Here is a 25,050-nt window from a genome sequence, read left to right as displayed (position 1 = left end):
TTTTGCAAATATATCATTTTTCAAAACAAATGTGTTCACGTATTATTCACAACAAGTCGTCATCGACGAGGTCATTGACTGGCTTTGTGCCCGTCGATAGTGACTAGATTAATGATGTTCGGAATTTTTTATGGCTAATTATTTTAATACTCTATCTCTACGTCAGCAATTGGACCAATTAGGTCGCTGTCGTTTTATGGCACGCAGCGAATTCACAGAAGGCTGTGAATTTTTGAAAGGCAAGAAAGTGGTTATCGTCGGCTGTGGTGCTCAAGGCCTGAATCAGGGTCTGAATATGAGAGATTCAGGGTTGGACGTAGCTTACGCTTTGCGTCAGGCTGCAATCGACGAAAAACGTGATTCTTTTCAGCGGGCATCAGGCAACGGTTTTAAAGTGGGTACCTATCAGGAGCTTATTCCTGACGCAGATCTGGTATACAACTTGACCCCTGACAAACAGCACGCCAGCGTAGTTGAAGCGGTTATGCCGCTGATGAAAGAAGGTTCTGCATTAGGCTATTCTCACGGTTTTAATATCGTAGAAGAAGGCCAGCAAATCCGTAAAGATATCACGGTTGTGATGTGTGCACCTAAGTGTCCTGGTACTGAAGTACGTGAAGAATATAAGCGTGGTTTCGGTGTACCTACACTGATTGCGGTTCACCCAGAGAACGATCCTAAAGGCGAAGGCTGGGATATCGCCAAAGCACTGGCAAGCGCTACTGGTGGTGACCGTGCAGGTGTTCTGGAATCGTCTTTTGTTGCGGAAGTTAAATCTGACCTTATGGGCGAGCAAACCATTTTATGTGGTATGCAACAAGCCGCTGCTATCCTGGCATTTGAAAAAATGACAGCTGATGGAATGGACGCTGGCTACGCTGCTGCGCTTATACAATTTGGTCTGGAAACCATCACTGAAGCGTTAAAAATCGGTGGTGTGACAAACATGATGGACAGACTGTCTAACCCTGCAAAAATCAAAGCTTTTGATTTAGCAGAAGAGTTGACAGATTTACTTCGCCCTCTGTTTGAAAAGCATCAGGACGACATTATCAGCGGTGAATTTTCCCGTACCATGATGGAAGACTGGGCGAACGGTGATGCAAATCTACTAAAGTGGCGTGAAGAGACTGGTCAGTCTGGTTTTGAAAACGCGCCTAAGTATGATGGAAAAATCACTGAACAAGAATTTTTTGATAATGGCATCTTATTAGTAGCCATGATCAAGTGCGGTGTAGAAGTAGCCTTCGACGTAATGGTTGAAGCTGGCATTCTGCCTGAATCTGCTTACTATGAATCACTGCATGAAACACCATTGATTTCAAACACCATTGCGCGGAAACGCCTGTATGAAATGAACGTAGTTATTTCCGATACTGCAGAGTACGGTAACTACCTGTTCGCAAATGCAGCTGTACCGCTGATGCGTGAGAAATTTATGCCGTCAATTGATACCAGTGTTATCGGTAAAGGTTTGGGCGAAACGTCTAACCAGGTTGATAACCGTCGTTTGGTAGAAGTAAATGAAGCTATTCGCAACACGGGTGTAGAAGCCATAGGTAAAGAGTTGCGCGGTTACATGACGGACATGAAAGCCATCATTGGTGTGTAACGATTTCTGTCGTTAGGTGCTTAACCAAGCCCTTTTGCCCGACCATTTTGGTCGGGCTTTTTTATTCCCTTCATTCCTCAGTTGTTGCCTCACGCTCTTTTGACTGAGCAAATTTGACACAGGCAGCCGCCAGTGAAAAGAAAAACAGAAAACCCAGCCCTATAGGATACAAGTTACCAGCGAGAAAGCTGTCGATGGTTAATGCAATTGGCACTGAAAACATACTTGAAAGCGACCCAATAATAGCAGCGCCCAAACCAGCCATATTGCCCAGAGGCTGCATTGCCAATGAGTTTAAGTTGCCAAACAGTATCCCGACAAAGAAAAAGCCCGTAAACAATTCTGCGATCAGTAATACTAATGGCGGTAACCCATTGTAAGCAAAAAGTGTTGTCGCAAACACGACAGCAAAACCAACCGCACCAACTAAAGCTGAATTTACCAGCTTAGTCATACCAAAACGCATCACCATTGTGCCGTTGAAAAACGATGCCACACCGATTGAAAAAGCGAGCAGTGCAAAAATAAACGGGAAGTAATGCCCGGTATCGTAATACTCCTGAAAGATCGTTTGAGATGCACTCAGGTAGCTAAGAAAAGCGCCAAAAATAAAGGCCATGGCAAACGTGTAGCCCATCACGTTACCGTGGGTAAGAATAAACCGGCTGGACTCATACAACTTTGCCCAAGAAAATGGCTTGCGTTTGTTTGCGGGTAAGGTTTCGGGTTGCCTTGAGGTAAACCATATGGCAATGCACACCGACGCTACCAGGAACAGGGTAAATATGTGCTGCCATGTAAAAAATATCAGTACAGCCTGACCAACCATTGGGGCGATCATGGGCACAAGTATAAAGACCATCATAATAAATGACATGACCTTTGCCATTCCGTCACCCACATACAAATCGCGGATGATTGCCATCGCCGCAATTCTGGGACCGGAAACACCGAAAGCTTGGACTACCCGGCCGCAAAGCATCGTTGTCATATCTTCCGCGAACATACAAATGACAGAGCCGCAGGCAAAAATCACCAGCCCCAGTAAAATAGCCTGGCGGCGACCGCGAGTATCGGAATACGGGCCAAAGAAAAGTTGTCCGAGCGCCATGCCGCCGAAAAATATCGACACTATGAGATGCGCGTCATGTAAGTCAGCTGCGTGTAAATCCTGTCCAATTTGATTTAACGCTGGCAGCATTGCATCTATACTCAACGCCACGAGTGATGTCATGAGTGCCATTAAAGCAACAAATTCGACAAGTCCAAGGGTTGGTTGAGACGTGGTTTTCATGTTTCCTTTTTGCATGGGGAGGGTAGATGTCCGGTTAGTAGCTCATTAACGTTGAGCGCATTATAACCTACGCCTTAGTCAAAAGGGTAAAAAGCAGTGCGCTTCAGCTGTTATTGTGTATCATTGACAGCGCATTCCTACTGATCGTTTTGCATCGCTTTAACGAATACTATTATCATTGCCTGAAAGGTTCATCTGTTGCAAATACCAAATTTCGTGACGTTGCAATTATTTAACGGACACTATGAAACTGACACGTAAACGCCACACAATATATGCCGCCACGCTTGCATTGATATTGCTGTGTTTCAATCAGGCCGCTAGTGCCATTGAGGTGGAAATAGAAGGCGTGGAACAACCCTCGCTTAAAGATAATATCAGGTTACATGTGAACAACCTGGATTTAAGTGATGCATTGCTGTCTGACCCATTCTGGCAGGATGAAATAGCAAAAACAGTCGCTACCGCTGTCGAGCCATTTGGCTATTACAATAGTGAAACACGGGTAGAGGAGGACGATGGCGATATCATACTCCGCGTTGATTTGAATACGCCTTTAACCGTTGCCAATGTCACCCGGGAGATTATAGGTCAGGGCCGTGCTGATCCTGAGTTTCGTAAGAACTACAACGGGTTTGCTCTAAAAAAGGGCGATGTGTTGAACCAACCGGTTTATGAAAGCTTCAAATCGGCCATGTTCAATTATGCTTTATCTCACGGTTACTTTGATTTTAACTGGCAGGTAACACGTCTCGACTTAGTAAGAGAAGAGCGTGAAGCAAACATCGTTCTCATTGCTCAAAGTGGCAGTCGCTACAAGTTCGGCGACATCGTGATTGTTGGTGATGAAAAATCAGCCGCAATTCTTAAGCGACTAACCCCCTTTTCAACAGGTGAAGATTATTCGTCGTCAAAGCTCACTGAGTTTAACCGCAGACTTAACCAGTCCGGCTATTTTTCCCGGGTAATCGCAAGACCAGTAGTCAGTAAAGCAGAGAACCTCCTTGTTCCTATTGAAATAACCTTGGTACACAAGCCTAAAGACAGTTTCAATGTGGGTGTAGGTGCCGCTACAGACACAGGCCCAAGGTTGCGACTCCGTTGGGATCGCCCGTGGATTAACAGCCGGGGGCACTCAGTTTCCTCTGAATTATTTATCTCTTCGCCCGAACAATCTTTAACCGTAGATTATCGCATTCCCATGGGGGATATCACCAACGACTACCTCAGCATTGAAGCTGGCTATCAGTTTATTGAATACACCAATACCGATACGGAAGCAGAAACACTATCAATTGCGTCCCACCGTTATTGGCAGGAAACTGATTCATTCTGGCGACAAGACGGGTCGCTAACTTACCTCAGAGAAAAATACACTCAAGGAGCAGATCCAGAGCAAACCACACAGTTGTTGATGCCAGGTTATGCTATTCGATATCTCAATAGAGATGACCCGCTTAACATAACGAAAGGCTCTTATTTTCAAGCCTTCGTGCAAGTTGGTCGGGCCGATTTGGGATCTGACATTGATTATGCGAAATCAGTTATTGAAGGGGCGATGATCCGCACACTTGATAAACACTGGTTGATGGTAAGAGCTGAAGGGGGCGCTATTGAAACGTCGGACTTTTCCAGGGTGCCCGCATCTCTGCGCTTTTTTGCCGGTGGTGACCAAAGTATCAGAGGCTTCGCCTACCGCGATATTTCTCCGAAAGATGATGTGGTTATCGACCCGGAAACCGGTGAAGAACAATACGACGTTTCGGTGGGTGGTAAGTACCTTGTTACCACCAGTGTTGAATATGCCTATCGCGTTGCGGATAACTGGCGTGCAGCAGTCTTTACTGACGCAGGTACGGCAACCAATGACTTTGATGAAGGCGTGGCTTTTGGTTTCGGCGCAGGTTTCCATTGGCTTTCTCCCATCGGACCGGTAAGAGTCTATGGCGCCAGAGGTTTGTCAGACTTTGAAAATAGCTGGCGCATTCACTTCGTATTGGGGCCAGAGCTATGATCAAACGCATTGCCCTGTATGGAGTGGTGTTGCCACTTTTTCTTATCCTCGGGTTGCTGGCTATAATTGTTAGTCCACTAGGCAATCCGATTGTTCGCAATGTTGCAGAGTGGGCAGTCGACGGATTAACCATTACCGACATTGAAGGCTCCCTACTGAGTGACTATGCAGTTAAGGGATTGCACTGGGAGGATGATTACTGGCTGGTGTCTGCTGAAAGTGCAAGTGTCAATATTGTTCTTGGCTGTAGCCTGGGTAAAAAGCTTTGCATTGAATATATCAATATCGATGGTATCCGGGTTAAACAAAAGCAGCCTATGCCTGAATCTGAGGAAACACAGGGCAGTGATGGGCCTTTTTCTATGCCACTGCCAGTGAAGCTTGAGCACTTCAGCTTAACTAATTTACAGGTAGACACTCCGGCGGCCTCTGTTCATCTGGCATCCCTAAAGACGAAGCTGGAAGCAGATAAAAGAATTGTATTGCCGTCACTGAATGCGAGCGGACTTATTGTCTCATTAGTTGACGCCGATCCTGAACCCGCGCCAGAACCCAAGGGGAAAGTAAGCTACGCAATGAGCTACAATGCCCCCGACTTACCTGAAATACAATCGCCCATTCCTGTTGAAATCAGTAAATTCGATTTTCAGGATATTCACATAAACCCTGATTCAACCGGTGCTCAACACCTTGCTATCATTCGCTGGAAAAGCCTCTCAATTGCAGAGAGTAAGCTCAGTTGGGCAAAGCTCCACGTGGAACATACCCAAGCCACCATAGATACCTCCGGGGAAGTTGTTCTTAGTGAAAATTATCCTCTGGACATAGAGAGTACCGCTGTAATTGAAACTGATGGTATTGAAGAAGTTGTTACCCTTACCTCCACAGGAAGCCTGGCAGATTTGAGCCTGGATATTTCCGCAGAAGGAACGGTAACTGTTCACACTCGCGGCACGGCCAACTTACTTTCTGATACGCTACCACTTACGCTGAACGTAAATTGGCCCGAGCAGCCCATGATTGGCATGGAGCAGAGCACGCTTTGGCAGGGTGATTTAAACCTGCAAGGGCAAATGGGAAGCTATACTTTCACTGCAGATAGCGGTGCTTCGTTAAAAGATATCGGGCCGGTACCAGTGATTGCCAACGTAACGCTAAATAGCGATAAAATTTCGGTTAATGCCCTCTCAATTGACATTCTGGAAGGGAAAATTACCAATACCGGTGATTTGTTTCTCAATGAAACCGTAAGCTGGTTTGGCAAGACAGCGCTTACCAATATTTCGTCAAAGCGTTTGTCGAACGCGGGCCCCGAGAATATTAACGGCGGATTTACCAGCTTGATGCAGCTCACTGAACAGGGTATAGAAGTGAGTGTTACCGATTTGGACATCACCGGAGAAAGAGAGGGAGCGCCGCTCTCAGCTACTGGCTTCGTTGTGTATTCCCAGAGCAACGACATCGTAGTAACAAACCTGGCAATAAAGCAGCAGGAAAACTTTGTGCGCGTGCTCGCGCAAATCTACAACACCCGATATATCAACGCTGACATAGATATCGATATCCCTGAGGCGAGTACATTGTATCCGGATATCTCTGGTGCAATTAGCGGCAAAATTAAGGCTGAGGGGCCATGGCAGGACCCTGTCGCCGACGGAACAATCAAGTTGCAGGATATAGCAGTGTCTCCAGCGCTCAACGCAACATTGGCAGAGCAAGGACAGCTAAATGGTAGCGTTGCACTAAGTGGAGCGCTCACTAACCACGAAATCTCACTGGATATGGCTCTCCCGGAGCATTTTATCGACTTGTCCATGCAGGGAGGCTGGTCTGATGGAAAGTACAAAGCCAATATAAACACAAGTGAACTTGGCGTGCTTACCACTCGCTGGCAACTCACGAACCCATTTAGTGTTGCTGTACGTACAGAACCGTTAAGCATGAAAGTATCTCAGCATTGCTGGGAAGCCAGAGAGCAAGGCCAACTGTGTATTGAAGACATCTTACATAAGGAAGAACGCACTAAATGGGTGGTGAACGGCAAGGCGCTTCCTGCAGGGTTGTGGGTTCACGAATTATTGCCAGATACTTTTACTGACAATGCCGATGCCAAACTTTCTTTCAATTCAATAGGAGAGTTTGGCGTAAATGCACCAATGAAGGCCACCTTTGACCTCAGTGTGACCCCTACTACCTGGACTCTTGGACCAAACCAGGAATTGAAACTTTCATCAGACACCTTGTCGGCCACGGGTACTTATGAAAATGACGTACTGGACACAAATGTCCATATACAAAGTGAACAGCTTGGTACGATTAACACCACACTGAACATTGACACGAAAACGTCTTCTTACCCACTAGCAGGTGAAGTTCAGGTAGATAATGTACGCATTGCGCCGCTAAAACCCATTTCACAAACCATACGGGAGCTTGCTGGCAACCTAAACGGTCAGTTGGCGATAAAGGGAACGCTTGCATCTCCACACCTCAGTGGCGACCTGATGTTAAAGAATGGCACTATCGACATTGAAGATGCTCCCGTGAATATCGCTGATTGGGAGCAAATCATCCACTTTGACGGCAAGCGCGCCAGCTTTGAGGGCTCTTTCTTACTTGGAGGAGGAAAAGGCTCATTGAACGGCGACGTGGAGTGGGTTGATAGCTTGTCCTCCAGAGTGAAACTAAAAGGGCAAAAGTTTCAGATTAATCAACCCAATATCCGTATGCGAGTATCGCCTGACATAACTGCCGAACTCGCAATGAACAGCGTAAAAGTTAACGGTGAAGTTGGCATTCCATGGGCCAGGATAGAAGTTGAAGCCTTGCCAGAAAATGCTGTTTCACCTTCAAAAGATGTACATTTACGTGGCGAGCCTCCGCCAGAAGATCCACTGGATATTGTCGATGCTACCGTTATGGTCAATATTGATAAGCAAAAAGAAGGTGAAGTAAAACTGGAAGCCTTCGGCCTGACAGCCAACCTGTACGGGGGTATCGAAGTACGCACGCATCCTGCCATGGTTGGATACGGTGACCTTCAGATCCTTAATGGACGTTATCAGGCATACGGGCAGGATTTAGTTATCCAAACAGGGGAGGTGCAGTTCAATGGCCCCCTTGATCAACCCATGCTGCTGGTTGAAGCCATCAGAGATCCGGATAAAACCGAAGACGGTGTCATAGCTGGTATACGTATCGATGGGGCTGCCGACAGTCCGAATATAAATTTATTCTCAGAACCTGCCATGAACCAGAGCAACAGTTTGTCTTACCTGTTAACTGGTCGCGGTCCTGGCGCAAGTTCTTCGGAACCCAACTACAACGCGTTGTTACTTGGCTTTGGTTTGTCCAATACAGAGAAGCTTCAGGGACAGGTTGGAAATGCCCTGGGTATTGAAGATTTCAGCGTTGGAACCACCAGCAGTACAGGCGGTGGGTCGACCAAGCTGTCAGTAAGCGGGCGTATCAATGACAGGCTTACAGTACAGTACAACGTAGATGTCGGGTTGAGCAGTAATAGTAATACCACACAAACATTAAGACGCAGACAAGAGCCACCTGATCTTGCCCTTCGATACCGGTTGTTGCCCAAGCTATTTGTTGAGGCTGTTCAAACAACCATTGAGGAACAAACCGAGTTTGCCGTTGATTTCTATTACGAATTCTTTTTTGGCGGCCCGGAAGATGACAACGACAGTAAGTCCGAGCCAGACAACGAGAGTAATTAGCTACTCATAAATGAGATGCGCCAGTTCACGCTGGCGCGCGGCAAAGTGCTTTTCCCTTCTGCCAGCCCAAAAAAAGAATGCCAGACAAGCACCACATCCTGAAACCATCCACCACCAGAATACAGAAAGGGAAAATGACGGGTTGTTATCAAACTCACCATTGAGTAATCGGCCAACATTTACCAATATTAAAATAACGGCTGAAATCCAACTTAAATGCTTAGTGTAACGTGCAATTTTGGCATTGCTCGCCAACTGTCGCTGTAAAAGGACTATATGCTGAGACGTGCTATCCCCGTTGGGAAAGGCGGCATGTCGTCGCAGCCAGGTAAAATACGCGATATAAGGCACACTCACTACAATCGCCACCACACATGTCCAAAAAGAAAATCTCGATAACTCGTCTTTCATATATATCAGCATGAAAATAAAAGGCAGAGGTGACAGTAGATCGACCGCAATATAGATACGCTGCTTCCATTGCTGCTTTAAAAATTCACGCTGAACTTTCAGTAAGTCCAGCGGTTCGACAGACTGGTTCTGCCATAATGAAACTAATTTGTCATCGGAATCATGCATTTTCCATTCTCCTTACCACTTCCGACTTTGTGCGCTTCAAAATCACACCAACATGACTCCGGGTTAACCCACAAATGTCTGCAATTTCTTCGTAGGACAACCCTTCCAAAGACAGTGTCAGAACCTGCCTTCCCGGTAAAGGTAGTTGTCTGACTATGGTCAAAAGCGCCTCCATCTGACTGTCTTGTGAAGCTTGTAACTCGGGTGAAAACACAGTCACTGAAGACGCTATGCTATTGTCATCTAAGGGCTCAGAAGCAGGTAAACGAGCATTTGCGGCAATGTGCGAAACTGCCCGGTTGTGGGCAATTTTCAATATATAGGTTTTCACGCTGCTTTTACCTTCAAACCTTTGCAGGCCTTGCCAAACCGCAATGGCAATTTCCTGCAATAGCTCTTGCCGCAATGCATCATTTGCTTCGTAACCACTAGCAACCCTGGAAAGCAAAGGACCGTATTGCTTGATGATTTGGGTAAAATCCGTTTTCAATCCGACTCCTGGGTTTTAAATAATGAAGTTCGTATAGGATTACAGTCACTGCTTCTAAAAAAAAATTACAGCTACCCTGTAATATTTTTTAAAAAAGTTCGACTACTCCTGTAACGCCGCTTTTTTTGGCGGCATGGTGACTAAAGCGTGTTGACCTTTACCGTACGTTTTTGCAGCAAAGATCAACACATTCAACTGAACCTGGAGAAATATATGTCTGTTACTGCTGTTATTATTCTGGCAACCATTGCCAGCGTGTCTTTACTTGTTTGCTACCTTGATGCACGTTACAAGCTCAAGCTTGCTGACTGGCTGAATGGGAACGTAAGCAACCCCTTTACCGAGGCCCGTTTTTCTTCTCTTTCTTCCTCGAAAGAGAAAGAACCTGAAGATTACGAAGCGTTAAAGCGCCGTATTGAGACTCTCGAAGCCATCGTTACTGAACCTGGTTACGAATTAAACAAAAAAATTAACGATTTATAGTAATGTCATTTTGCAAAAGAAAGTTCGCTAAGTGTCTGGCAGCAATATTCACCAGACGCTGGCGGGCTTCAGCTGCAACCCAGGCGGAATGTGGTGTTATGAGTAGATTCGACAACCCTGTATTCAACAAAGGATGATCCTTGGGAGGCGGCTCTGTAGATAACCCATCAAGGCCCGCGCCACCGATAACGCCCTTTTTAAGTGCCAACAACAGCGCATTTTCGTCGATAAGCGCCCCTCTGGCTGTATTTATCAATAAAGCTGTGGGCTTCATCAGTGATAACCGCCCTTCGTTTATCAAGTGATAAGTGTCGTCGCTGAGCAAACAGTGTAGCGACACCACATCAGCGTCTGGTAGCAAACTATCCAGTGAAGGTCTGTTGTCTTCAGCATTTCCTGGCCTCGCGGCAACAGATACCCGCATCCCTAAAGCCCGCGCCAAGTCGGCGAAACGCCGTCCGAGTTCACCGTAACCAACAATAACAAGGTGTTTTCCCGCCAGCTCATAAACCGGATGGCTGAGTAGACAAAAATGCGGTCCGTCCGACCAAACGCCCTGTTCAACATCACGTTTATAGGCACCAAACGAGGTTGTCAGGTTCAACATCAGCATGAGAGCATGCTGAGCTACGGCATCGGTTCCGTAGCCTTCTACGTTAGCAACAACAATGCCTCGAGACTGACAATAGGCCTTATCAATATTATTGGTACCCGTAGCCATAACGCCGATGTAGCGGCACTTAGGCGCTTTAGAGAGCAGCTTTTCGTTAAGAATAACCTTGTTGGTTAAAATAATATCAGCGTCAGCGATGCGTTCAGCACATTGTTCTGCAGACGTGTGGGGATACTGGGAAAGCGTAATGGGTAACTCGGTTAAACAACGCAAATCCAGAGTTGCCGGGTTAAGCGTGTCGGCATCTAGCAATACCGCTTTCATCAGAACGCTTCCGTGATCGTATTTAGAGAATCTCGAACAGGAGCGGGAACAGGTACCGCATTATTTGTCTTTTTATCCACATACACGTGCACAAACTGCCCGTGAGCAACCCGCCTTTTTGATTCTCCCGCATAGACAGTCAAACCATAAGTCACCGAACTTCGACCAACTTTAACAACCCTTAGACCAACAAAAATAGCGTCAGGGTAAGAGGCAGGTGCGATATATTGACACTGTGAACTTACCACATAAGTGACTACGTTTGACGACCTCAAGGATGCATCACAGTGAGCTTTTAAAAAACGACTTACCGCTGTGTCAAAGAAACTATAGAAGGCAACGTTATTAATATTGCCGTTTTCATCATTGTCTTGTAACCGGGTAGAGAGTTCTACCGTGTAGGGGTAATCGCTAAGAGACGGAACAAAATCGGTCATGGCACTTCCTGTAAAGTCGACGGGATATCAGCATACGCATTTGCCCTTCGCATTGCCAGATTGGGTTTTGCTTTACTCGCCAGTGTTACAGTAATGGGTTATCGAGCAACACCAGATTGTCGCGATGTACGACTTCTTCCCCGCTGTCATAGCCGAGAATACTAAGTATATCCTGGCTTTTTTTGCCTTTAATTCGCTTTAAATCAACACTGTCATATTGAGCAAGCCCTTTGGCAATCGCCTCACCAGCGTGCTCAATTTCAATAGCATCGCCGGCCCTGAATCGGCCAGAAAGACCAGTAATTCCAGAAGGTAGTAAGGATGCGCCTTTTTCGACAATGGCGCGCCTTGCGCCTTCATCAACGGTGACTACACCCCGAGTGGAAAGCGTATGCGTAAGCCATAGCGTCCGCGCTTTATTTCGTGATTGGGAAGGGGCAAATAGCGTTCCCGGACATCGACCATGAAGCAGAGAATCGAATACCGTACCATCGCGGCCATTCACAATAAGTGTTTGAATACCGCTTTGACTACATTTATCTGCAGCTTCGATTTTTGTCTTCATGCCACCTGTCCCAACAGCTGTTCCCGCTCCTCCTGCTAACGCGTAGATATCCGGAGTAATGGCATCGACATAGGGAATGAAAGATGCGGAGAGGTCCTTGCGCGGATCAGCAGTATACAACCCATTGATATCAGAACAGATAATAAGTGTATCGGCCTTTGCAACTATGGCAGTGTACGCCCCGAGATTATCATTATCGCCCACTTTAAGTTCGGCTACCGCTACCGTGTCGTTTTCGTTCACTACCGGTAAAGCATGGTGGGCCAGCAATTCCCTCAGTGTATTTTGGATGTTTACATAACGGGTGCGATCGTGAAGGTCATCAGCCGTTAACAGTACCTGGGCACAGGGAAAATCAAAAAAACGTTGCCAGTTCGCCATCATTTGCATTTGACCAATGGCGGCCATCGCCTGTTTTTCAGCAATAGAAGGTGAGTGATTCACCGGGATCCGACTACGCCCAGCCGCAACGCTACCGGAAGACACTACTATCACTTCTTTACCGGCTGCACGACTTTCAACAATAAAACGGGCGATAGGTAACACATATTTTGCACTTACGTGTTCACCGTCGGGGGCGATTAACGCACTGCCAACCTTAATTACGGCTCTCTGCCAGATAAAGTCATTCATGAAGAGTTGAGATAACACACAGAAGAACTTGAGAATACTGCAATTGTTAAAAGAAAAACATCATAAAAATGCTTTTTTACGCACCGAAAAATACTTTCCATAAGCGCACGCGCTGAATTAGGCGAGATTCTCCCGTTCAGTTATGATTTGCGGTGAGCTAGAAATATCTATGGTTAAAAAACTGGCAGCCATGGGCATGCCCGTTATATTATTACAATTACGGCAGAGAGAATATCAAAAGGAAATAATAAATATGGGGAACAAGCATTTGCTTTGGCTGGTTTCTGCACTAACGCTGTTAGTTCAGGCTCCAGTAACACAAGCTGCAATAAAACAAACAAAAGGTGACTTCGAAGACAAGTTCAGACAACTCGACGAAGCCTTACCCACACCCAATGTGTACCGCAATGCAGCGGGCGAACCCGGTCACCAATACTGGCAACAAAAAGTTGACTACTCCATTGAAGCGAGTCTCGACGAAGAGAAACGTCGTATCGATGCCAGTGAAACGATTACCTATCACAACAATTCACCAGATACACTCAAATATCTGTGGGTTCAGTTAGATCAAAATAAATTCCGCAATGATTCGATGTCAGCGCTTACTACCACCTTTGGTGGTATTGGAAACAGGGGTCCAGCGACACAATCGGCCAACGGTAGCAGCCCGGCAAAACTCAGTATGGGCGCGCTACGCCGCCAGCAGTTTGTTGAAGATAACGAGCTTGGCTATCAAATTTCTTCAGTAAAAGACGCTCGAGGCCGTGCACTTCACTATGTCATTGTAGGCACATTGATGCGCGTTGATCTGGCAACTCCGCTTAAGCCTAAGGCCAGTACAGAATTTTCTATTGATTTTGGTTTCAACATTGTGGAAGAAGACGCGGTATCTGCGCGCTCAGGTTACGAGCACTTTCCCGATGACGAGCGCGAAGGCGGCAACGATATTTTCCTGTTGGCGCAATGGTTCCCTCGCTTAGCTGCATACACTGATTACGAAGCCTGGACTAACAAAGAGTTTATCGGACGTGGTGAGTTTACCCTGGAGTTTGGTAACTACGACGTCAAAATGACGGTTCCGGCTGACCACATAGTGTCATCTACCGGTGTGCTACAAAATCCTAAAGACGTTCTTACCCGTGAACAGCGTAACCGTTTGGAAAAAGCGAAAGATGCTGATCGCCCGGTATTCATTGTTACTGCTGATGAAGCCCTTGAGAACGAAAAAGAAGGCACGTCGAAAACTAAAACCTGGCACTTCAAAGCTGAAAACGTGCGTGATTTTGCCTGGGCATCCTCAAGAAAATTCATGTGGGATGCACGTGGTTATGAGCAAAAAGGTGACGTAAAACACGTAATGGCCATGTCTTTCTATCCGAAAGAAGGTGGCGACTTATGGAAGAAATACTCCACTGAATCGGTAATCCATACACTAGATGTATACAACCGTTTTACCTTTGAATATCCCTACCCAACTGCGCAATCAGTGAATGGCCCTGTTGGCGGAATGGAATATCCTATGATCACGTTTAACGGGCCACGTACTGATTTACAGGACGATGGCACGCGAACTTATTCATTGGCCGAAAAACGATTCTTGATTGGTGTGGTTATCCATGAAATTGGGCATAACTACTTCCCCATGATCGTGAACTCAGACGAGCGTCAGTGGACCTGGATGGACGAAGGCCTGAACAGCTTCTTAGACGGTGTTGCCGGACGGGAATGGGATCCAAACATTCCTTGGGGTGTAGAACCACGAGACGTGACCGGCTACATGAAATCGTCATCACAAGTGCCAATTATGACCCAGTCTGATTCTGTACTACATTTAGGCCCGAATGCTTACACCAAGCCTGCTGCAGCGCTGAACATTTTGCGGGAAACCATTCTTGGCCGCGAACTGTTCGACTTTGCGTTTAAAGAATATGCTCAGCGCTGGATGTTCAAACGCCCCACGCCTGCTGACTTCTTCCGTACCATGGAAGAAGCGTCTGGTGTCGACCTTGACTGGTTCTGGCGTGGCTGGTTCTACTCTACAGATCATGTAGATATCTCCATCGACCGCGTTTACAAGTTGCGTTTGGACACCAAAGATCCTGACATTGATCTTGCTCGTCAGCGTGAGGCAGAGCTTGATAAGCCTATCTCTCTTACCATTGAGCGCAACGAACAGGAAGGCAAAAAGCTGTGGGTTGAACGCTTTGATGACATCAGTGATTACTACGACGAAAACGACCAGTACACGCCAACCAACAAAGATCGCAACAAATACCGCGATTTTCTGAAAAAGTTAGAGCCTTGGGAGCGCACTGCGTTTGAACGCGCGGTTCGTGAAGATAAAAACTACTACGTTATGGACTTCTCAAACCTGGGTGGCCTGGTAATGCCTATCATCCTGGAAATGGAATTTGCTGATGGCACCAAAGAAATGATGCGCATTCCTGCAGAGATTTGGCGTCGTACCCCTAAAGCAGTATCAAAGCTGGTTGTCACTGATAAAGACAAAGAACTGGTAAGTGTGAGCGTTGACCCACGCTGGGAAACAGCCGATGTTGATGTTGAGAACAACTACTATCCGCGTCGTATAATCCCATCGCGCATTGAAGCGTATAAGTCTAAGAAGAGCACTTCCCGTGTTTCGATGGACTTAATGCAAGACAGCAAGACAGAACTGAAAACTGATGACGATGAGGGCGAAGATGACGAATAAGTCTTTTCGCGTTTTACAGTGGGGCCTTCTGGTCCTGCTGCTCTCGATATCTCAAATTGTTCATGCTCATCAAATTAAAGCTGCCATTACGACGGTGCTGTTTAATCCTCGCACGGAAAACATTGAAGTGATGCACAGGTTTAACCTGCACGACGCTGAGCACGCAGTGAAAGCTCTGTTTGATAAAAGCGCTGACATTCTTACCGACACAGACACACAACAAGCCTTCGCAAACTATGTGACGGCTCGTTTTGACCTGTTAGATGCCAATGACAATGCGCTGCCTTTGAACACGCTGGGATATGAAGTGGAAGGCAAATTTTTCTGGGTTTATCAGGAAACTGCTCAGCCACCAGCTCTGGATGGACTGAAAATACGCCACGATGCACTTCGGGATTTGTGGCCTGCACAAATTAACACGTTGAATGTAGAAGGCCAGGGCGACATCAAAACCCTCACTTTCCGCGACAATGTGGAACTGTTAAGCGTGGAATTCAAAGGACACCACCACTAAAGTCTTAGACTCTCGCATTGACCCACTCGCCTGCAATACCGCATAGTAAACCTAAACTATGCGAAGGCGAGTGCTATGTCCCAAACTACTTCTCAAGACAGCTTTTCCAACCGTAAAAACATTATGTGGGTATTGCTGTCGGGCGCGATGGCGTTATTGTTTATTGCAATGTTATTTATTCCTGGTGCCAGCCAGGGTGACAGCATGCTGTCTGTTTATAGTGCGATGATTTGGTGTGGCTTGTTTGGTGCTGCGCTGTTTCGCTACTTGAACAAAAACGGATGGATCGGCTTTGCTGTGGGCAGCGTATTAGGATTAGTCATCCAGTTTATATCGCAAATCGTTACGGTATAACCCAAACCGGGCAACGCATGTACGACAAAAAGAAGGGTAAAGCCGTTCCATCAGGTCGCTTATCCAGGGTATTTGGTCTTGGCACACTGGCCACAAGAATAGCGGGAAATGTGGTTTCCCAGGGTGCGACTCAGTTCCTGAAAGGACAACGTCCAGCTCTTACCGATCTCTTACTTACACCCACAAACATCGGACGCGTCACTGATAAACTGGCCTCAATGCGCGGTGCTGCCATGAAACTCGGGCAACTAATCTCTATGGATGGTGGCGACTTTCTACCAAAAGAGCTTACAGATATTTTAGCCCGACTGCGGGATGACGCAGAGCCCATGCCAAAGACTCAACTTATCAAAGTGCTTAACGATTCCTGGGGTGAAAACTGGAAAGACGAACTAACCTATTTCTCGTTTTCCCCCGTAGCCGCAGCCTCTATCGGCCAGGTTCACAAAGCCATAACTCGTGATGGCACCACACTGGCTGTAAAAGTTCAGTATCCCGGTGTCAGAAGCAGCATAGATAGCGACGTGGACAATGTGGCTTCACTCATTGGCTTAACTGGTTTGCTGCCCAAATCGTTGGATATCGCGCCGCTTCTTAAAGAGGCGAAAATCCAGCTTCATCAGGAAGCAGATTATCAACGTGAAGCATCTATGCTCCAAACCTTTGCGACCAAATTAGAGAACGATAAAGATTTTATAGTGCCAGTGCTTCACAAGCCATTAAGTTGTGACAGAGTGCTGGCCATGTCGTTTGAGCAAGGCGACGATATTCACGTAGTCACGCTTTTATCTCAAAATGAAAGAAATCATTTGATGACTGCGTTAATGAGGCTGTTTTTCCGGGAACTATTTGAATTTCAACTAATTCAAAGCGACCCCAACTTAGCGAATTATCGCTATCACAAAGCGACAGGAAAAATAATTCTGCTCGATTTTGGTGCGAGTCGACCTATTCCTAACGAAATCGCTCAAGGTTACCGCCATTTATTACGTGCGGCTGCCACCGAAAATAGAGATGCTATGCGAAGAGCCGCACTTGAAATAGGCCTGGTGTCAGGTGACCACACATTGCAGCAACAGCAAATCGTATCAGACATTGGTATGATGGCCTGCGAGGCTATTAATCAACCTACTTATCACTTTGGCAAATCAGATCTCATTGCCCGACTTCACGAGCAGGGTATGTCGCTGACAAACGACAAAGCCTTCTGGCACGTTCCGCCAGCCGACGCCATATTTATCCACCGTAAACTCGGAGGCCTATTCTTATTGGCGAAACGACTAGACGCTGAGATAGATCTCAGAGACATTGCATCACCATGGCTCTAATATGGCATTGTCATAGAAAAAGGTAATGCCATGGACTGCGACGCTTTGGGTGGGTTTCCAATCATTTCATCGTATGGTGTATCGTGCTTCATCGCAGCCCTTTCCACCTGACAATGAGCGAAGGATTCTCGTATATGACCCACACTGTAAAACCGCATGGGTTTATCGCTGCCATCGTAGACTAGACCAGCACGGTCACCAACGCTAAGAAACACGAGGTAAACGTTCATTTCGTAAGATTGTACTTCCAGATAATCGATATTTACTGGACTTGTGGTAATGTCGCTGTAGTGAAATTTGTACATAATATGAGCCTCAACAACCTTCAAGGTTTTTACTAATTTGTAGAGGATTTGACCAGGAAAGCAAAGCGAACAGGCATTAAGTTCTTGTAATAAATTTGCTTTATCTTTTGATAATTCCCTTATAAAAGCGATCAATAAACTGTTGTAGTCAGTAGAAATGTTATAAAAAATAGGAATTTGAAGGGTCAATGGAACAAATTGTTCCAATTACCTCTCAAAACAGAACGCATATCTCTGTTAGTATGTGGACGAATAGGATTGAAACAGGGTGGAAAGAGAATGAGTGACAATTCAGAGAAAAAAACACTGGCCCCGCATTTTTTGATTATTGCGGTTGTTGTGGTGGTTATTATTGCTGTCATATTGTGGCCGTCGAAAGAAACGCCAGCGCCCGTTGTTGAAGAAACGCCGCCTGTAGATGTACAGCCTATTGAGGAAGAACCCGATACTTTCATACCTGCTCCAGCGCCAGAGCCTGTTGAAATAGAGCCCACAGAGGAAGTTGAACCCTTACCTGAGCCGGTAGAGCCTGAGCCTCTTGATGTTTCAGATGCCGGAGTCGAAAAAGCACTGTCTGACATATCCGGGTCAGAAGATGTGAACCGCCTTATTGTTAATGAAGGCTTGATCCAGCGCTTCGTGGTAACTGTTACAAACGTAGCTAACGATGAGATGGCGCCGGCACAACAAGTGCCTTTAACTGCTCCTGAGCAAAGTTTCCGCATTTATCGCCAGGCAGATAAAGAATGGATCGATGCTGCAAGTTACAAGCGCTACACACCCTATGTAAGCATGCTTGAATCCTTCGACAACGAAGCTTTGGTATCATTATTTGACAAATATAAAGACGAAATTCAAAGCAAGTACGATGAAATAGGTGAGCCAGGGCAACCATTCTCCTCTGTCATGGTAGATGCCATCGATCAACTTTTAGATACTCCAGAAGTACCTGTGCCTGTGGAAGTATATTCAGACTCTGTCGCTTACAAGTTCGCTGATCCAAAATTAGAAAACCTGAGCGCTCCACAGAAACAGTTGTTAAGAACAGGCCCGGATAACATGCGACGGGTGAAAGCTAAGCTCAGAGAGCTGAAATCTCTGCTTGTCGATAATGGATATTAGCCGTTTACAGCAACAACTAGGTTCGCGTGCTGACAAAGTACGCGAACTTCCCCCCGTCGAGAGCTGGAACCCACCATTCTGTGGTGACATCGACATTGTTATTGACCGTAGCGGACAGTGGTATTACAACCAGAGTCCCATAAGCCGCCAATCACTGGTTAATCTCTTCGCCTCTGTACTAAAAAAAGAAGGTGAATCCTATTTTCTGGTTACGCCAGTTGAAAAAGTGGGCATTCAGGTCGAAGACGTACCTTTCGTCGTTGTGAACTGGTATTGGGAAGACAGCCACCTTGTGCTGAATACTCAACAGGGTGACAGCGTTGTCGTGGGTGACGATCACCCAGTTGAACTCAGGTTTTCCGCACCGGATGAGAGCGCGATTCCCTATGTGAATATCAGGCGCAATCTATGGGGACGCCTTCACCAAAATACTTACTATCAGCTGTTGTCTGAAGCTTCAGAGTCTAAAGCAAATAATGAAACCACTCGATTTACAGTGCAAAGTGGTGATTACACCGTGCTACTGGGGGAAATTGCACCCTGAGACATATTATTTCTGCAATCTTGATCAATAAATTAATGTTGCCCAGACACAACTAGCGTTGATCCGAATTACCTTCCCCAATACGTATAAAGATAACGATCGCAATGACTTTTAATATTTGCAAAATCGCGTGAGGTCATAGGTTTATGGGCGTTCTTGATCACCACGGAAAAGTTGCAGAGCAAGCAGGACTACAATGGGCGTAACCAAAAAACTCAAACGCACTACCAGCAAAATGGTGGATTCAAAACATATGTTAAAAGGCATCACACTGGCGTCTTTTCTTGAATCCACCATTGTTCCCATACCATTGGAAGCTGTATTAATTCCGTTAATGCAGGCTCGTCGGGAAAAGCTTTGGACAATTGCCCTTATGGCCACGGTGGGATGTGTTTTTGGCGCAGTTTTCGGTTACGCACTGGGTTATTATCTTTTCGATATGATTGGCGACTGGGTTATTCAGACCTTCTCTTCGCCAGAACAGTTTGAAAGCGTGAAAAGCAAAATGGAAAGCCAGGGTTTCTGGTTTGTTATGACTTTGGGAGTGGCACCAATTCCATTTCAAATTGCCATGTTAGCAGCAGGTGCTACTCAATATTCACTTGTACTCTTTCTATTGGCCACTGTCATCGCCAGATCGCTACGCTATTTTGGTCTTGCTGTTGCGGTTTATTATGCAGGTGATCGAGCAGAGTCGATTATCAGGCGCTATAAAGGAAAGGCTATTATTACAGTCACATTGATCATCTTGCTTCTATGGTTTATCTCAGCCCAATTCTAAAAGGTTAATCGAATAAAGCAATTTTATTTGATAATAATTATCATTTGCATTATTTTGATAGTTAGGAGGTGCCCGAGATGAAAACAGAATATTTGTGTCCGGTTTACAGAAAATGGCTTCAGCTTCACCCCGAACAAGCACGACAGCATAGGCTTCAACAAGTTGAAGCAGCGCTGCAATACGCTGACGAAGGGCAAAACCAAAAAGCACTGGAAGCCAGCAAGCAAGCTTTTGAAATTGCCCATGCCGTAGTTTTGTCGCTTCAAAAACCCGACCAATCTGAAATAGTTACAAAACAAGATCTCAATATTTTTGGTAATATTGCCATGCATCTGGCCAGCCACCTTGCTAACAATGCGGAGTGTGCAGAAGCGGCCAACTATTTGAATGGTGCACAGCAACAGTTACGGGGTATAGCACCGCTATTCGCTTGTCACTACGATATTGTTATGCTGATCCACACCATAGACAACACACTTGCTCATGCCGCAGCCTGCTATGAGCGCGAAATCTATCGCCACCGGCAATTACACTAATGCATAGCTCAATTAGCAAAAACAGAATTGCTGTGCAGCTAGACGAGCAAATAATAAAGCAAATGCTCAGACAGAATGTCCTGCATCTAAGTGATATGCACGGTGTTGACGTAAAAGATAAAGCCAGATTACAGCGACTGCTAATACAGGCGCTAACAGAGCGAAATTAGCGCCTAATTTCGCCCTTTTTTGATCAGGTACTGATAGGGCATAACACCGGTTTGTGCATCGAGGAGGGTGTGATCCATAAACCGACAGAAACTAGGAATATCGCGGGCTGTTGAAGGATCATCGGCGGTAACGAGTAAGGTTTCACCTTCTGCCATTTTCCGCACCTGCAACCTTATCATCATCACAGGCTCAGGACACCGCAAACCAAGCGCATTGAGCTCATGATCAGCGGTTCCTTCTTTATTTAGCGAGTCAAATGCCATATTGCTCACGATAAGCTTTGATATCTGCCATATGCTCACCATGGGTACCACTTTCTTCGAGGTACTCGATAACATCAGTGAGAGAAACAATACTTACTACACGGGTGTTGAAGTCTCGCTCAACTTCCTGGATAGCTGATAAATCACCTTTCCCCCGCTCCTGACGATCAAGCGCAATTAATACACCGGCAAGAATGGCATTATTTTGCTCTATTAATGCCATTGACTCGCGAATAGCGGTACCTGCTGTAATCACATCATCCACCAGCATGATCCGCCCGTTCAGTGGGCTGCCAACAAGATTCCCGCCTTCACCGTGATCTTTAGCTTCTTTGCGATTAAAACAATAAGGCATATCCATGTCATGATGATCGGCAAGGGCCACTGCTGTTGTTGTTGCAATGGGGATCCCTTTGTAAGCTGGACCAAATAGCACGTCAAACTCAATTGCAGCATCAGCCAATGCAGCAGCGTAGTACCGGCCTAATTTTGCCAGATCGCCACCGCGGTTAAATAAACCAGCATTAAAGAAGTACGGGCTGGTTCGCCCGCTTTTCAATGTGAACTCACCAAAGCGAAGTACACCCCTGGCTATGGCGAATTCAATAAATTCTCGCTTAAATGGTTTCATAAGGGCCTCTTACGCCAACGCCGCTTTTTGAATATCAAACAACTCACGCAGACCATGCTTTGCAATGTCCAGCATTTCATTCATCTCTTCAAAGGTGAACGGGTCGCCTTCTGCGGTACCCTGAACTTCGATGAGCTGGCCTGTCTCTGTCATTACCACGTTCATGTCTGTTTCTGCTGTTGAATCTTCCGTGTATTCCAGATCGGCAATAGGTGTGCCTTCGTGAATACCGACAGACAGTGCTGCAACCATAAACTTCAACGGATTGGTTTTGATAATACCTTTACTTCTCATGTGAGTAAGGGCATCGACCAGGGCCACACATGCACCGGTAATAGATGCGGTACGAGTACCACCGTCGGCCTGTATAACGTCACAATCCAATGTAATGGTGTTCTCACCAAGCAGTTTTAGATCAACAGCTGCGCGCAAAGAGCGGGCGATAAGACGTTGGATCTCAAGTGTGCGCCCACCTTGCTTACCTCGTGCGGCTTCCCGTGCACTTCGTGTATGAGTTGCCCGGGGTAACATGCTGTACTCAGCAGTAATCCACCCTTTTCCTTGCCCTTTCATAAAACGGGGTACACCTTCTTCTACTGTTGCGTTGCACAGCACTTTGGTATTCCCAAATTCTACTAATACCGAACCTTCTGCGTGGCATGTATAGTTGCGGGTAATAGTAACAGGGCGAATTTGACTGGCGGTTCTGCCGCTTGGACGCATAGGAGTCTCCTGAAAGGGTAAAATAACTGCATCAATTAAACAGCGGCGATTATAACGCAAACAGGAAGAGAAATTGAATGTTAGTGAGCGGTGATATTACACACTTAAAGAAAAAACGCCGCAAAAGCGGCGTTTGACGAACTAGTTTAAGTTACTTCGCAAGAAATTCACCACTGTCTGGTAATATCTCGCTCTATTATCTTCATCGTAGAAACCGTGGGTTTCTGTGTCTTCAACAAACCACTGATACGGTTTTCCCGCCGCTTTAAGAGCATCTCTTAATTCTTCAGCGTGTTCAACAGGCACCCTGCGGTCTCGGGACCCGTGAGCAATTAACACAGGCCCAGACAATTTTTGAACATGGTTAACAGGAGAGAATGCAGCAAGTTGAGCGTGATCAGTACCAAGCACTTTTTCCAGGTAAGCATCACCAGTAAGAAATTCAGTTATGTCTCCGGTAGTAAGCATTAGGTTTAAGTCGTAAACGCCAGCAGTAGCAACGGCACACTTAAACAAATCAGGCGCCATGGTGGCAGACATCACCGAGGCATAACCACCAAAGCTGGCCCCCATAATGCACACGTTGTTTTCATCAACCTTCCCCTGTTCAACAACAACTCGTGTACCTTCAATAATGTCTTGCTGAATTCTATCTCCCCAGTGCTTGTAACCCGACTCCTGGTATTCGCCGCCATAACCACCTGAGCCCCGGAAGTTAACCTGTAACACTGCGTACCCTTGGTTGGCTAATAGTTGTACTTCACGATCGAATGCCCAGTAATCTCTAACACCATGTGGGCCGCCGTGAACCAAAGTCACCAAAGGTACTTTTTCTCCTTCTTTCATACTTACCGGATAAGTCACAAAGCCGTGAATCGTTTTATCGTCCGATGCGGTAAAGCTAAATGGCGTAGACTCAGAGAAATCATCGATCGAGATATGATCCATATTGGCAAACAACTGGCTGATCTTGTTCTTCTTTTTGTCATACAGATAAAACGTACCGGCATCGATATCGTTCGTTGCGTAGATAACCCAAAGACTTCCATCTTCAGAACGGCTGGCAATATGGACGCTATAACCCGGTAGCGTACCTAACAAGCTCTTAAAGATCTTTGCTTCTTCACCGGCACTGTCGAACACTAAATACGCAGGACGTCCGTCATCCACTCTTATGGCGTAGGCCGAGGTTTTATCTGTGGTTACATTAACCTGCTGTAGGGAAACCACTTCATCGGTGTAAATTTCTTTTCGTTTACCGGTTTTGAGATCCATGCTGAACAAACCAATTTTGTCCTGCCCGTAGTTATCCAGATAAATAGCTGAGCTCGCATCGTCTGTTAATGCCACAGGCCAGAAGCCTTCGCCAAACTCATCAGACACTTCCACCCACTCATCGTCTTGCCGGCGAAACACCAATTCGTCATCATTGGCGTTAGTACCAGTAGACATAATTAGGTTTCCGGCTTTATCAGTGAAGAAAGATGCCCGCTGGGCTGGTGCTTTGGTGATTTGCGCCCGCAATGAGCCTGAGTAGATATCAAGCTTATGCACAGATGCGAAACGCTCTCCTCCCTGGGAATGAGGCTCAGAGGAAATAAGGATTTCCCTGTCGTTACCGGGCAAGGTACTGATGATGCGCGCCCAACCTTCGGTTTGTTTTTTACGTTGAATTTTTGTGTCTGAGCGTTCAGCTACCGAGAAACCGTATATTAACTCACCACGAGAGCCGTCGTAGTTCACCGCATATAATTCACCGTAAAACGAAGGTTCTGCCTGCCAGGGCGCACGACGCCAAATTTCTAACACAATCCGTTCGTTATTACCCCAATAAAAATCACCGACCTCACCACGTGAACCGAGACCAAAGCCTCCCACTGAAGAAAAGTCAGACATATTGAATACCATGAGGTTGCGAGCCCCATTGTGAATAACAGCTACGGCCATCTTAGAACCATCGGGCGACAGCTTAACTTGCTGATAGGTACTGGCTTTGGCAATGTCCTGAACGGAAAAATCTGCCTGGACAAAAAATGAAAAGCTTAACAGCGTCACAAGTGTGACTAGCGAGCGGATTAACATACACACGTCCTTGATATACTTCTTCAGCACCTCTCAGTGTGCTGAACTACAAATTAATTGTTCAGAAAGCATAAACGCGTAACATCACATGATCAATGTATAGACCATTAAATTTAGCTGTCCAGGCTCTAATGCCAGATTTTCTCTGTGGCTTTCAATAAAGCCCGCTTATCTCCTCTTCTTCCCATGCAGGTTAACGCTGACAACC

The 25,050-nt window shown here is 46.2% G+C and carries 24 protein-coding genes; 13 read left to right on the top strand and 11 right to left on the bottom strand.

Going from position 1 to position 25,050, the window contains the following annotated elements:
- Positions 1–130 precede the first annotated feature (130 nt).
- On the top strand, positions 131–1,612 hold the full coding sequence (gene ilvC / locus ACXACM_RS03450) for a ketol-acid reductoisomerase (protein ID WP_474819815.1): 1,482 nt from the start codon (positions 131–133) through the stop codon (positions 1,610–1,612).
- A 70-nt stretch (positions 1,613–1,682) separates the two neighbouring features.
- Here ilvC and ACXACM_RS03445 read toward each other — a convergent pair whose 3' ends face one another.
- Complete coding sequence (locus tag ACXACM_RS03445) at positions 1,683–2,906, bottom strand: multidrug effflux MFS transporter (protein WP_474819814.1); 1,224 nt, start codon at positions 2,904–2,906, stop codon at positions 1,683–1,685.
- Between the two features lie 244 nt (positions 2,907–3,150).
- Between ACXACM_RS03445 and ACXACM_RS03440 the strand changes: the two genes are divergently transcribed.
- Positions 3,151–4,920: an autotransporter assembly complex protein TamA gene (locus ACXACM_RS03440; RefSeq protein WP_474819812.1), complete on the top strand. Its 1,770-nt coding sequence runs from the start codon at positions 3,151–3,153 to the stop codon at positions 4,918–4,920.
- Positions 4,917–8,651 (top strand): translocation/assembly module TamB domain-containing protein, encoded by a 3,735-nt coding sequence (locus ACXACM_RS03435; RefSeq protein ID WP_474819811.1) that lies wholly within the window; start codon positions 4,917–4,919, stop codon positions 8,649–8,651. The genes ACXACM_RS03440 and ACXACM_RS03435 overlap by 4 nt, the downstream gene beginning before the upstream one ends.
- Here ACXACM_RS03435 and ACXACM_RS03430 read toward each other — a convergent pair whose 3' ends face one another.
- On the bottom strand, positions 8,652–9,230 hold the full coding sequence (locus ACXACM_RS03430) for a hypothetical protein (RefSeq protein WP_474819809.1): 579 nt from the start codon (positions 9,228–9,230) through the stop codon (positions 8,652–8,654).
- Positions 9,223–9,720 carry an RNA polymerase sigma factor gene (locus tag ACXACM_RS03425; protein ID WP_474819808.1) on the bottom strand — a complete coding sequence of 166 codons (498 nt, stop codon included), beginning with the start codon at positions 9,718–9,720 and terminating at the stop codon, positions 9,223–9,225. The genes ACXACM_RS03430 and ACXACM_RS03425 overlap by 8 nt, the downstream gene beginning before the upstream one ends.
- Positions 9,721–9,933: 213 nt before the next feature.
- Between ACXACM_RS03425 and ACXACM_RS03420 the strand changes: the two genes are divergently transcribed.
- On the top strand, positions 9,934–10,203 hold the full coding sequence (locus ACXACM_RS03420; RefSeq protein ID WP_474819806.1) for a hypothetical protein: 270 nt from the start codon (positions 9,934–9,936) through the stop codon (positions 10,201–10,203).
- Here ACXACM_RS03420 and ACXACM_RS03415 read toward each other — a convergent pair.
- From ACXACM_RS03415 to proB, 3 genes are all read right to left on the bottom strand, one after another.
- Complete coding sequence (locus tag ACXACM_RS03415; RefSeq protein ID WP_474819805.1) at positions 10,190–11,140, bottom strand: D-2-hydroxyacid dehydrogenase; 951 nt, start codon at positions 11,138–11,140, stop codon at positions 10,190–10,192. The two genes, ACXACM_RS03420 and ACXACM_RS03415, sit on opposite strands and share 14 nt — an antisense overlap.
- Positions 11,140–11,577 (bottom strand): acyl-CoA thioesterase, encoded by a 438-nt coding sequence (locus ACXACM_RS03410; RefSeq protein ID WP_474819804.1) that lies wholly within the window; start codon positions 11,575–11,577, stop codon positions 11,140–11,142. The genes ACXACM_RS03415 and ACXACM_RS03410 overlap by 1 nt, the downstream gene beginning before the upstream one ends.
- An 85-nt stretch (positions 11,578–11,662) precedes the next feature.
- Entirely contained in the window at positions 11,663–12,775 is a 1,113-nt protein-coding gene (gene proB / locus ACXACM_RS03405) for a glutamate 5-kinase (RefSeq protein ID WP_474824201.1), read from the bottom strand.
- Between the two features lie 253 nt (positions 12,776–13,028).
- Between proB and ACXACM_RS03400 the strand changes: the two genes are divergently transcribed.
- The 4 genes from ACXACM_RS03400 to ACXACM_RS03385 all read left to right on the top strand — a co-directional run bounded on the left by ACXACM_RS03400 (position 13,029) and on the right by ACXACM_RS03385 (position 17,684).
- Positions 13,029–15,488: a M1 family metallopeptidase gene (locus tag ACXACM_RS03400; protein ID WP_474824199.1), complete on the top strand. Its 2,460-nt coding sequence runs from the start codon at positions 13,029–13,031 to the stop codon at positions 15,486–15,488.
- Entirely contained in the window at positions 15,478–16,002 is a 525-nt protein-coding gene (locus ACXACM_RS03395) for a DUF6702 family protein (RefSeq protein WP_474819802.1), read from the top strand. The genes ACXACM_RS03400 and ACXACM_RS03395 overlap by 11 nt, the downstream gene beginning before the upstream one ends.
- Positions 16,003–16,077: 75 nt before the next feature.
- A complete protein-coding gene (locus tag ACXACM_RS03390; RefSeq protein ID WP_474819801.1) occupies positions 16,078–16,356 on the top strand; it encodes a hypothetical protein in 279 nt (92 codons plus the stop codon).
- A gap of 17 nt (positions 16,357–16,373) precedes the next feature.
- Entirely contained in the window at positions 16,374–17,684 is a 1,311-nt protein-coding gene (locus tag ACXACM_RS03385) for an ABC1 kinase family protein (RefSeq protein ID WP_474819800.1), read from the top strand.
- Here the strand turns inward: ACXACM_RS03385 and ACXACM_RS03380 are convergent.
- Entirely contained in the window at positions 17,681–17,989 is a 309-nt protein-coding gene (locus ACXACM_RS03380; protein ID WP_474819798.1) for a DUF6482 family protein, read from the bottom strand. The two genes, ACXACM_RS03385 and ACXACM_RS03380, sit on opposite strands and share 4 nt — an antisense overlap.
- A gap of 279 nt (positions 17,990–18,268) precedes the next feature.
- On the opposite strand from ACXACM_RS03380, the gene ACXACM_RS03375 reads away from it, so the two are divergent.
- The 5 genes from ACXACM_RS03375 (at position 18,269) to ACXACM_RS03355 (ending at position 21,142) form a co-directional block, all read left to right on the top strand.
- Positions 18,269–19,111, top strand: coding sequence for a DUF3014 domain-containing protein (locus ACXACM_RS03375; protein WP_474819797.1), 843 nt, complete (start codon positions 18,269–18,271; stop codon positions 19,109–19,111).
- Positions 19,101–19,655 (top strand): DUF1285 domain-containing protein, encoded by a 555-nt coding sequence (locus tag ACXACM_RS03370; RefSeq protein WP_474819796.1) that lies wholly within the window; start codon positions 19,101–19,103, stop codon positions 19,653–19,655. Before ACXACM_RS03375 ends, ACXACM_RS03370 begins: the two co-directional genes overlap by 11 nt.
- 196 nt (positions 19,656–19,851) lie before the next feature.
- The gene (locus ACXACM_RS03365; RefSeq protein ID WP_474819794.1) at positions 19,852–20,436 is read left to right on the top strand and encodes a YqaA family protein; all 585 of its coding nucleotides are present in this window, start codon (positions 19,852–19,854) and stop codon (positions 20,434–20,436) included.
- Between the two features lie 77 nt (positions 20,437–20,513).
- Positions 20,514–20,972: a hypothetical protein gene (locus ACXACM_RS03360; RefSeq protein ID WP_474819793.1), complete on the top strand. Its 459-nt coding sequence runs from the start codon at positions 20,514–20,516 to the stop codon at positions 20,970–20,972.
- Positions 20,972–21,142 (top strand): hypothetical protein, encoded by a 171-nt coding sequence (locus ACXACM_RS03355; RefSeq protein ID WP_474819792.1) that lies wholly within the window; start codon positions 20,972–20,974, stop codon positions 21,140–21,142. Before ACXACM_RS03360 ends, ACXACM_RS03355 begins: the two co-directional genes overlap by 1 nt.
- Before the next feature lie 3 nt (positions 21,143–21,145).
- Here the strand turns inward: ACXACM_RS03355 and tusA are convergent, their stop codons facing one another.
- The 4 genes from tusA to ACXACM_RS03335 form a co-directional block, all read right to left on the bottom strand.
- On the bottom strand, positions 21,146–21,406 hold the full coding sequence (gene tusA / locus ACXACM_RS03350) for a sulfurtransferase TusA (RefSeq protein ID WP_474819790.1): 261 nt from the start codon (positions 21,404–21,406) through the stop codon (positions 21,146–21,148).
- Positions 21,396–22,037 (bottom strand): orotate phosphoribosyltransferase, encoded by a 642-nt coding sequence (gene pyrE / locus ACXACM_RS03345; protein WP_474819789.1) that lies wholly within the window; start codon positions 22,035–22,037, stop codon positions 21,396–21,398. The genes tusA and pyrE overlap by 11 nt, the downstream gene beginning before the upstream one ends.
- Positions 22,038–22,046: 9 nt before the next feature.
- Positions 22,047–22,760: a ribonuclease PH gene (rph, locus tag ACXACM_RS03340; RefSeq protein WP_474819788.1), complete on the bottom strand. Its 714-nt coding sequence runs from the start codon at positions 22,758–22,760 to the stop codon at positions 22,047–22,049.
- A gap of 141 nt (positions 22,761–22,901) precedes the next feature.
- Positions 22,902–24,842, bottom strand: coding sequence for an alpha/beta hydrolase family protein (locus ACXACM_RS03335; RefSeq protein ID WP_474819786.1), 1,941 nt, complete (start codon positions 24,840–24,842; stop codon positions 22,902–22,904).
- Between the last annotated feature and the right edge of the window lie 208 nt (positions 24,843–25,050).

The organism is Alteromonas sp. AWQ4_252 (assembly GCF_056158205.1).
This window is presented reverse-complemented; position numbering and strand designations above follow the sequence as displayed.

Excerpts from the sequence above, each read along its gene's own strand:
- ACXACM_RS03390 (WP_474819801.1), top strand. The coding sequence starts at position 16,078 with ATGTCCCAAACTACTTCTCAAGACAGCTTTTCCAACCGTAAAAACATT.
- ilvC (WP_474819815.1), top strand. The coding sequence starts at position 131 with ATGGCTAATTATTTTAATACTCTATCTCTACGTCAGCAATTGGACCAA.
- tusA (WP_474819790.1), bottom strand. The coding sequence starts at position 21,406 with ATGGCATTTGACTCGCTAAATAAAGAAGGAACCGCTGATCATGAGCTC.
- ACXACM_RS03435 (WP_474819811.1), top strand. The coding sequence starts at position 4,917 with ATGATCAAACGCATTGCCCTGTATGGAGTGGTGTTGCCACTTTTTCTT.
- ACXACM_RS03385 (WP_474819800.1), top strand. The coding sequence starts at position 16,374 with ATGTACGACAAAAAGAAGGGTAAAGCCGTTCCATCAGGTCGCTTATCC.
- ACXACM_RS03355 (WP_474819792.1), top strand. The coding sequence starts at position 20,972 with ATGCATAGCTCAATTAGCAAAAACAGAATTGCTGTGCAGCTAGACGAG.
- rph (WP_474819788.1), bottom strand. The coding sequence starts at position 22,760 with ATGCGTCCAAGCGGCAGAACCGCCAGTCAAATTCGCCCTGTTACTATT.
- proB (WP_474824201.1), bottom strand. The coding sequence starts at position 12,775 with ATGAATGACTTTATCTGGCAGAGAGCCGTAATTAAGGTTGGCAGTGCG.
- ACXACM_RS03365 (WP_474819794.1), top strand. The coding sequence starts at position 19,852 with ATGGGCGTAACCAAAAAACTCAAACGCACTACCAGCAAAATGGTGGAT.
- ACXACM_RS03420 (WP_474819806.1), top strand. The coding sequence starts at position 9,934 with ATGTCTGTTACTGCTGTTATTATTCTGGCAACCATTGCCAGCGTGTCT.
- ACXACM_RS03415 (WP_474819805.1), bottom strand. The coding sequence starts at position 11,140 with ATGAAAGCGGTATTGCTAGATGCCGACACGCTTAACCCGGCAACTCTG.
- ACXACM_RS03430 (WP_474819809.1), bottom strand. The coding sequence starts at position 9,230 with ATGCATGATTCCGATGACAAATTAGTTTCATTATGGCAGAACCAGTCT.
- ACXACM_RS03360 (WP_474819793.1), top strand. The coding sequence starts at position 20,514 with ATGAAAACAGAATATTTGTGTCCGGTTTACAGAAAATGGCTTCAGCTT.
- ACXACM_RS03445 (WP_474819814.1), bottom strand. The coding sequence starts at position 2,906 with ATGAAAACCACGTCTCAACCAACCCTTGGACTTGTCGAATTTGTTGCT.
- ACXACM_RS03335 (WP_474819786.1), bottom strand. The coding sequence starts at position 24,842 with ATGTTAATCCGCTCGCTAGTCACACTTGTGACGCTGTTAAGCTTTTCA.
- ACXACM_RS03375 (WP_474819797.1), top strand. The coding sequence starts at position 18,269 with ATGAGTGACAATTCAGAGAAAAAAACACTGGCCCCGCATTTTTTGATT.
- ACXACM_RS03395 (WP_474819802.1), top strand. The coding sequence starts at position 15,478 with ATGACGAATAAGTCTTTTCGCGTTTTACAGTGGGGCCTTCTGGTCCTG.
- ACXACM_RS03440 (WP_474819812.1), top strand. The coding sequence starts at position 3,151 with ATGAAACTGACACGTAAACGCCACACAATATATGCCGCCACGCTTGCA.
- ACXACM_RS03370 (WP_474819796.1), top strand. The coding sequence starts at position 19,101 with ATGGATATTAGCCGTTTACAGCAACAACTAGGTTCGCGTGCTGACAAA.
- ACXACM_RS03380 (WP_474819798.1), bottom strand. The coding sequence starts at position 17,989 with ATGTACAAATTTCACTACAGCGACATTACCACAAGTCCAGTAAATATC.
- pyrE (WP_474819789.1), bottom strand. The coding sequence starts at position 22,037 with ATGAAACCATTTAAGCGAGAATTTATTGAATTCGCCATAGCCAGGGGT.
- ACXACM_RS03400 (WP_474824199.1), top strand. The coding sequence starts at position 13,029 with ATGGGGAACAAGCATTTGCTTTGGCTGGTTTCTGCACTAACGCTGTTA.
- ACXACM_RS03410 (WP_474819804.1), bottom strand. The coding sequence starts at position 11,577 with ATGACCGATTTTGTTCCGTCTCTTAGCGATTACCCCTACACGGTAGAA.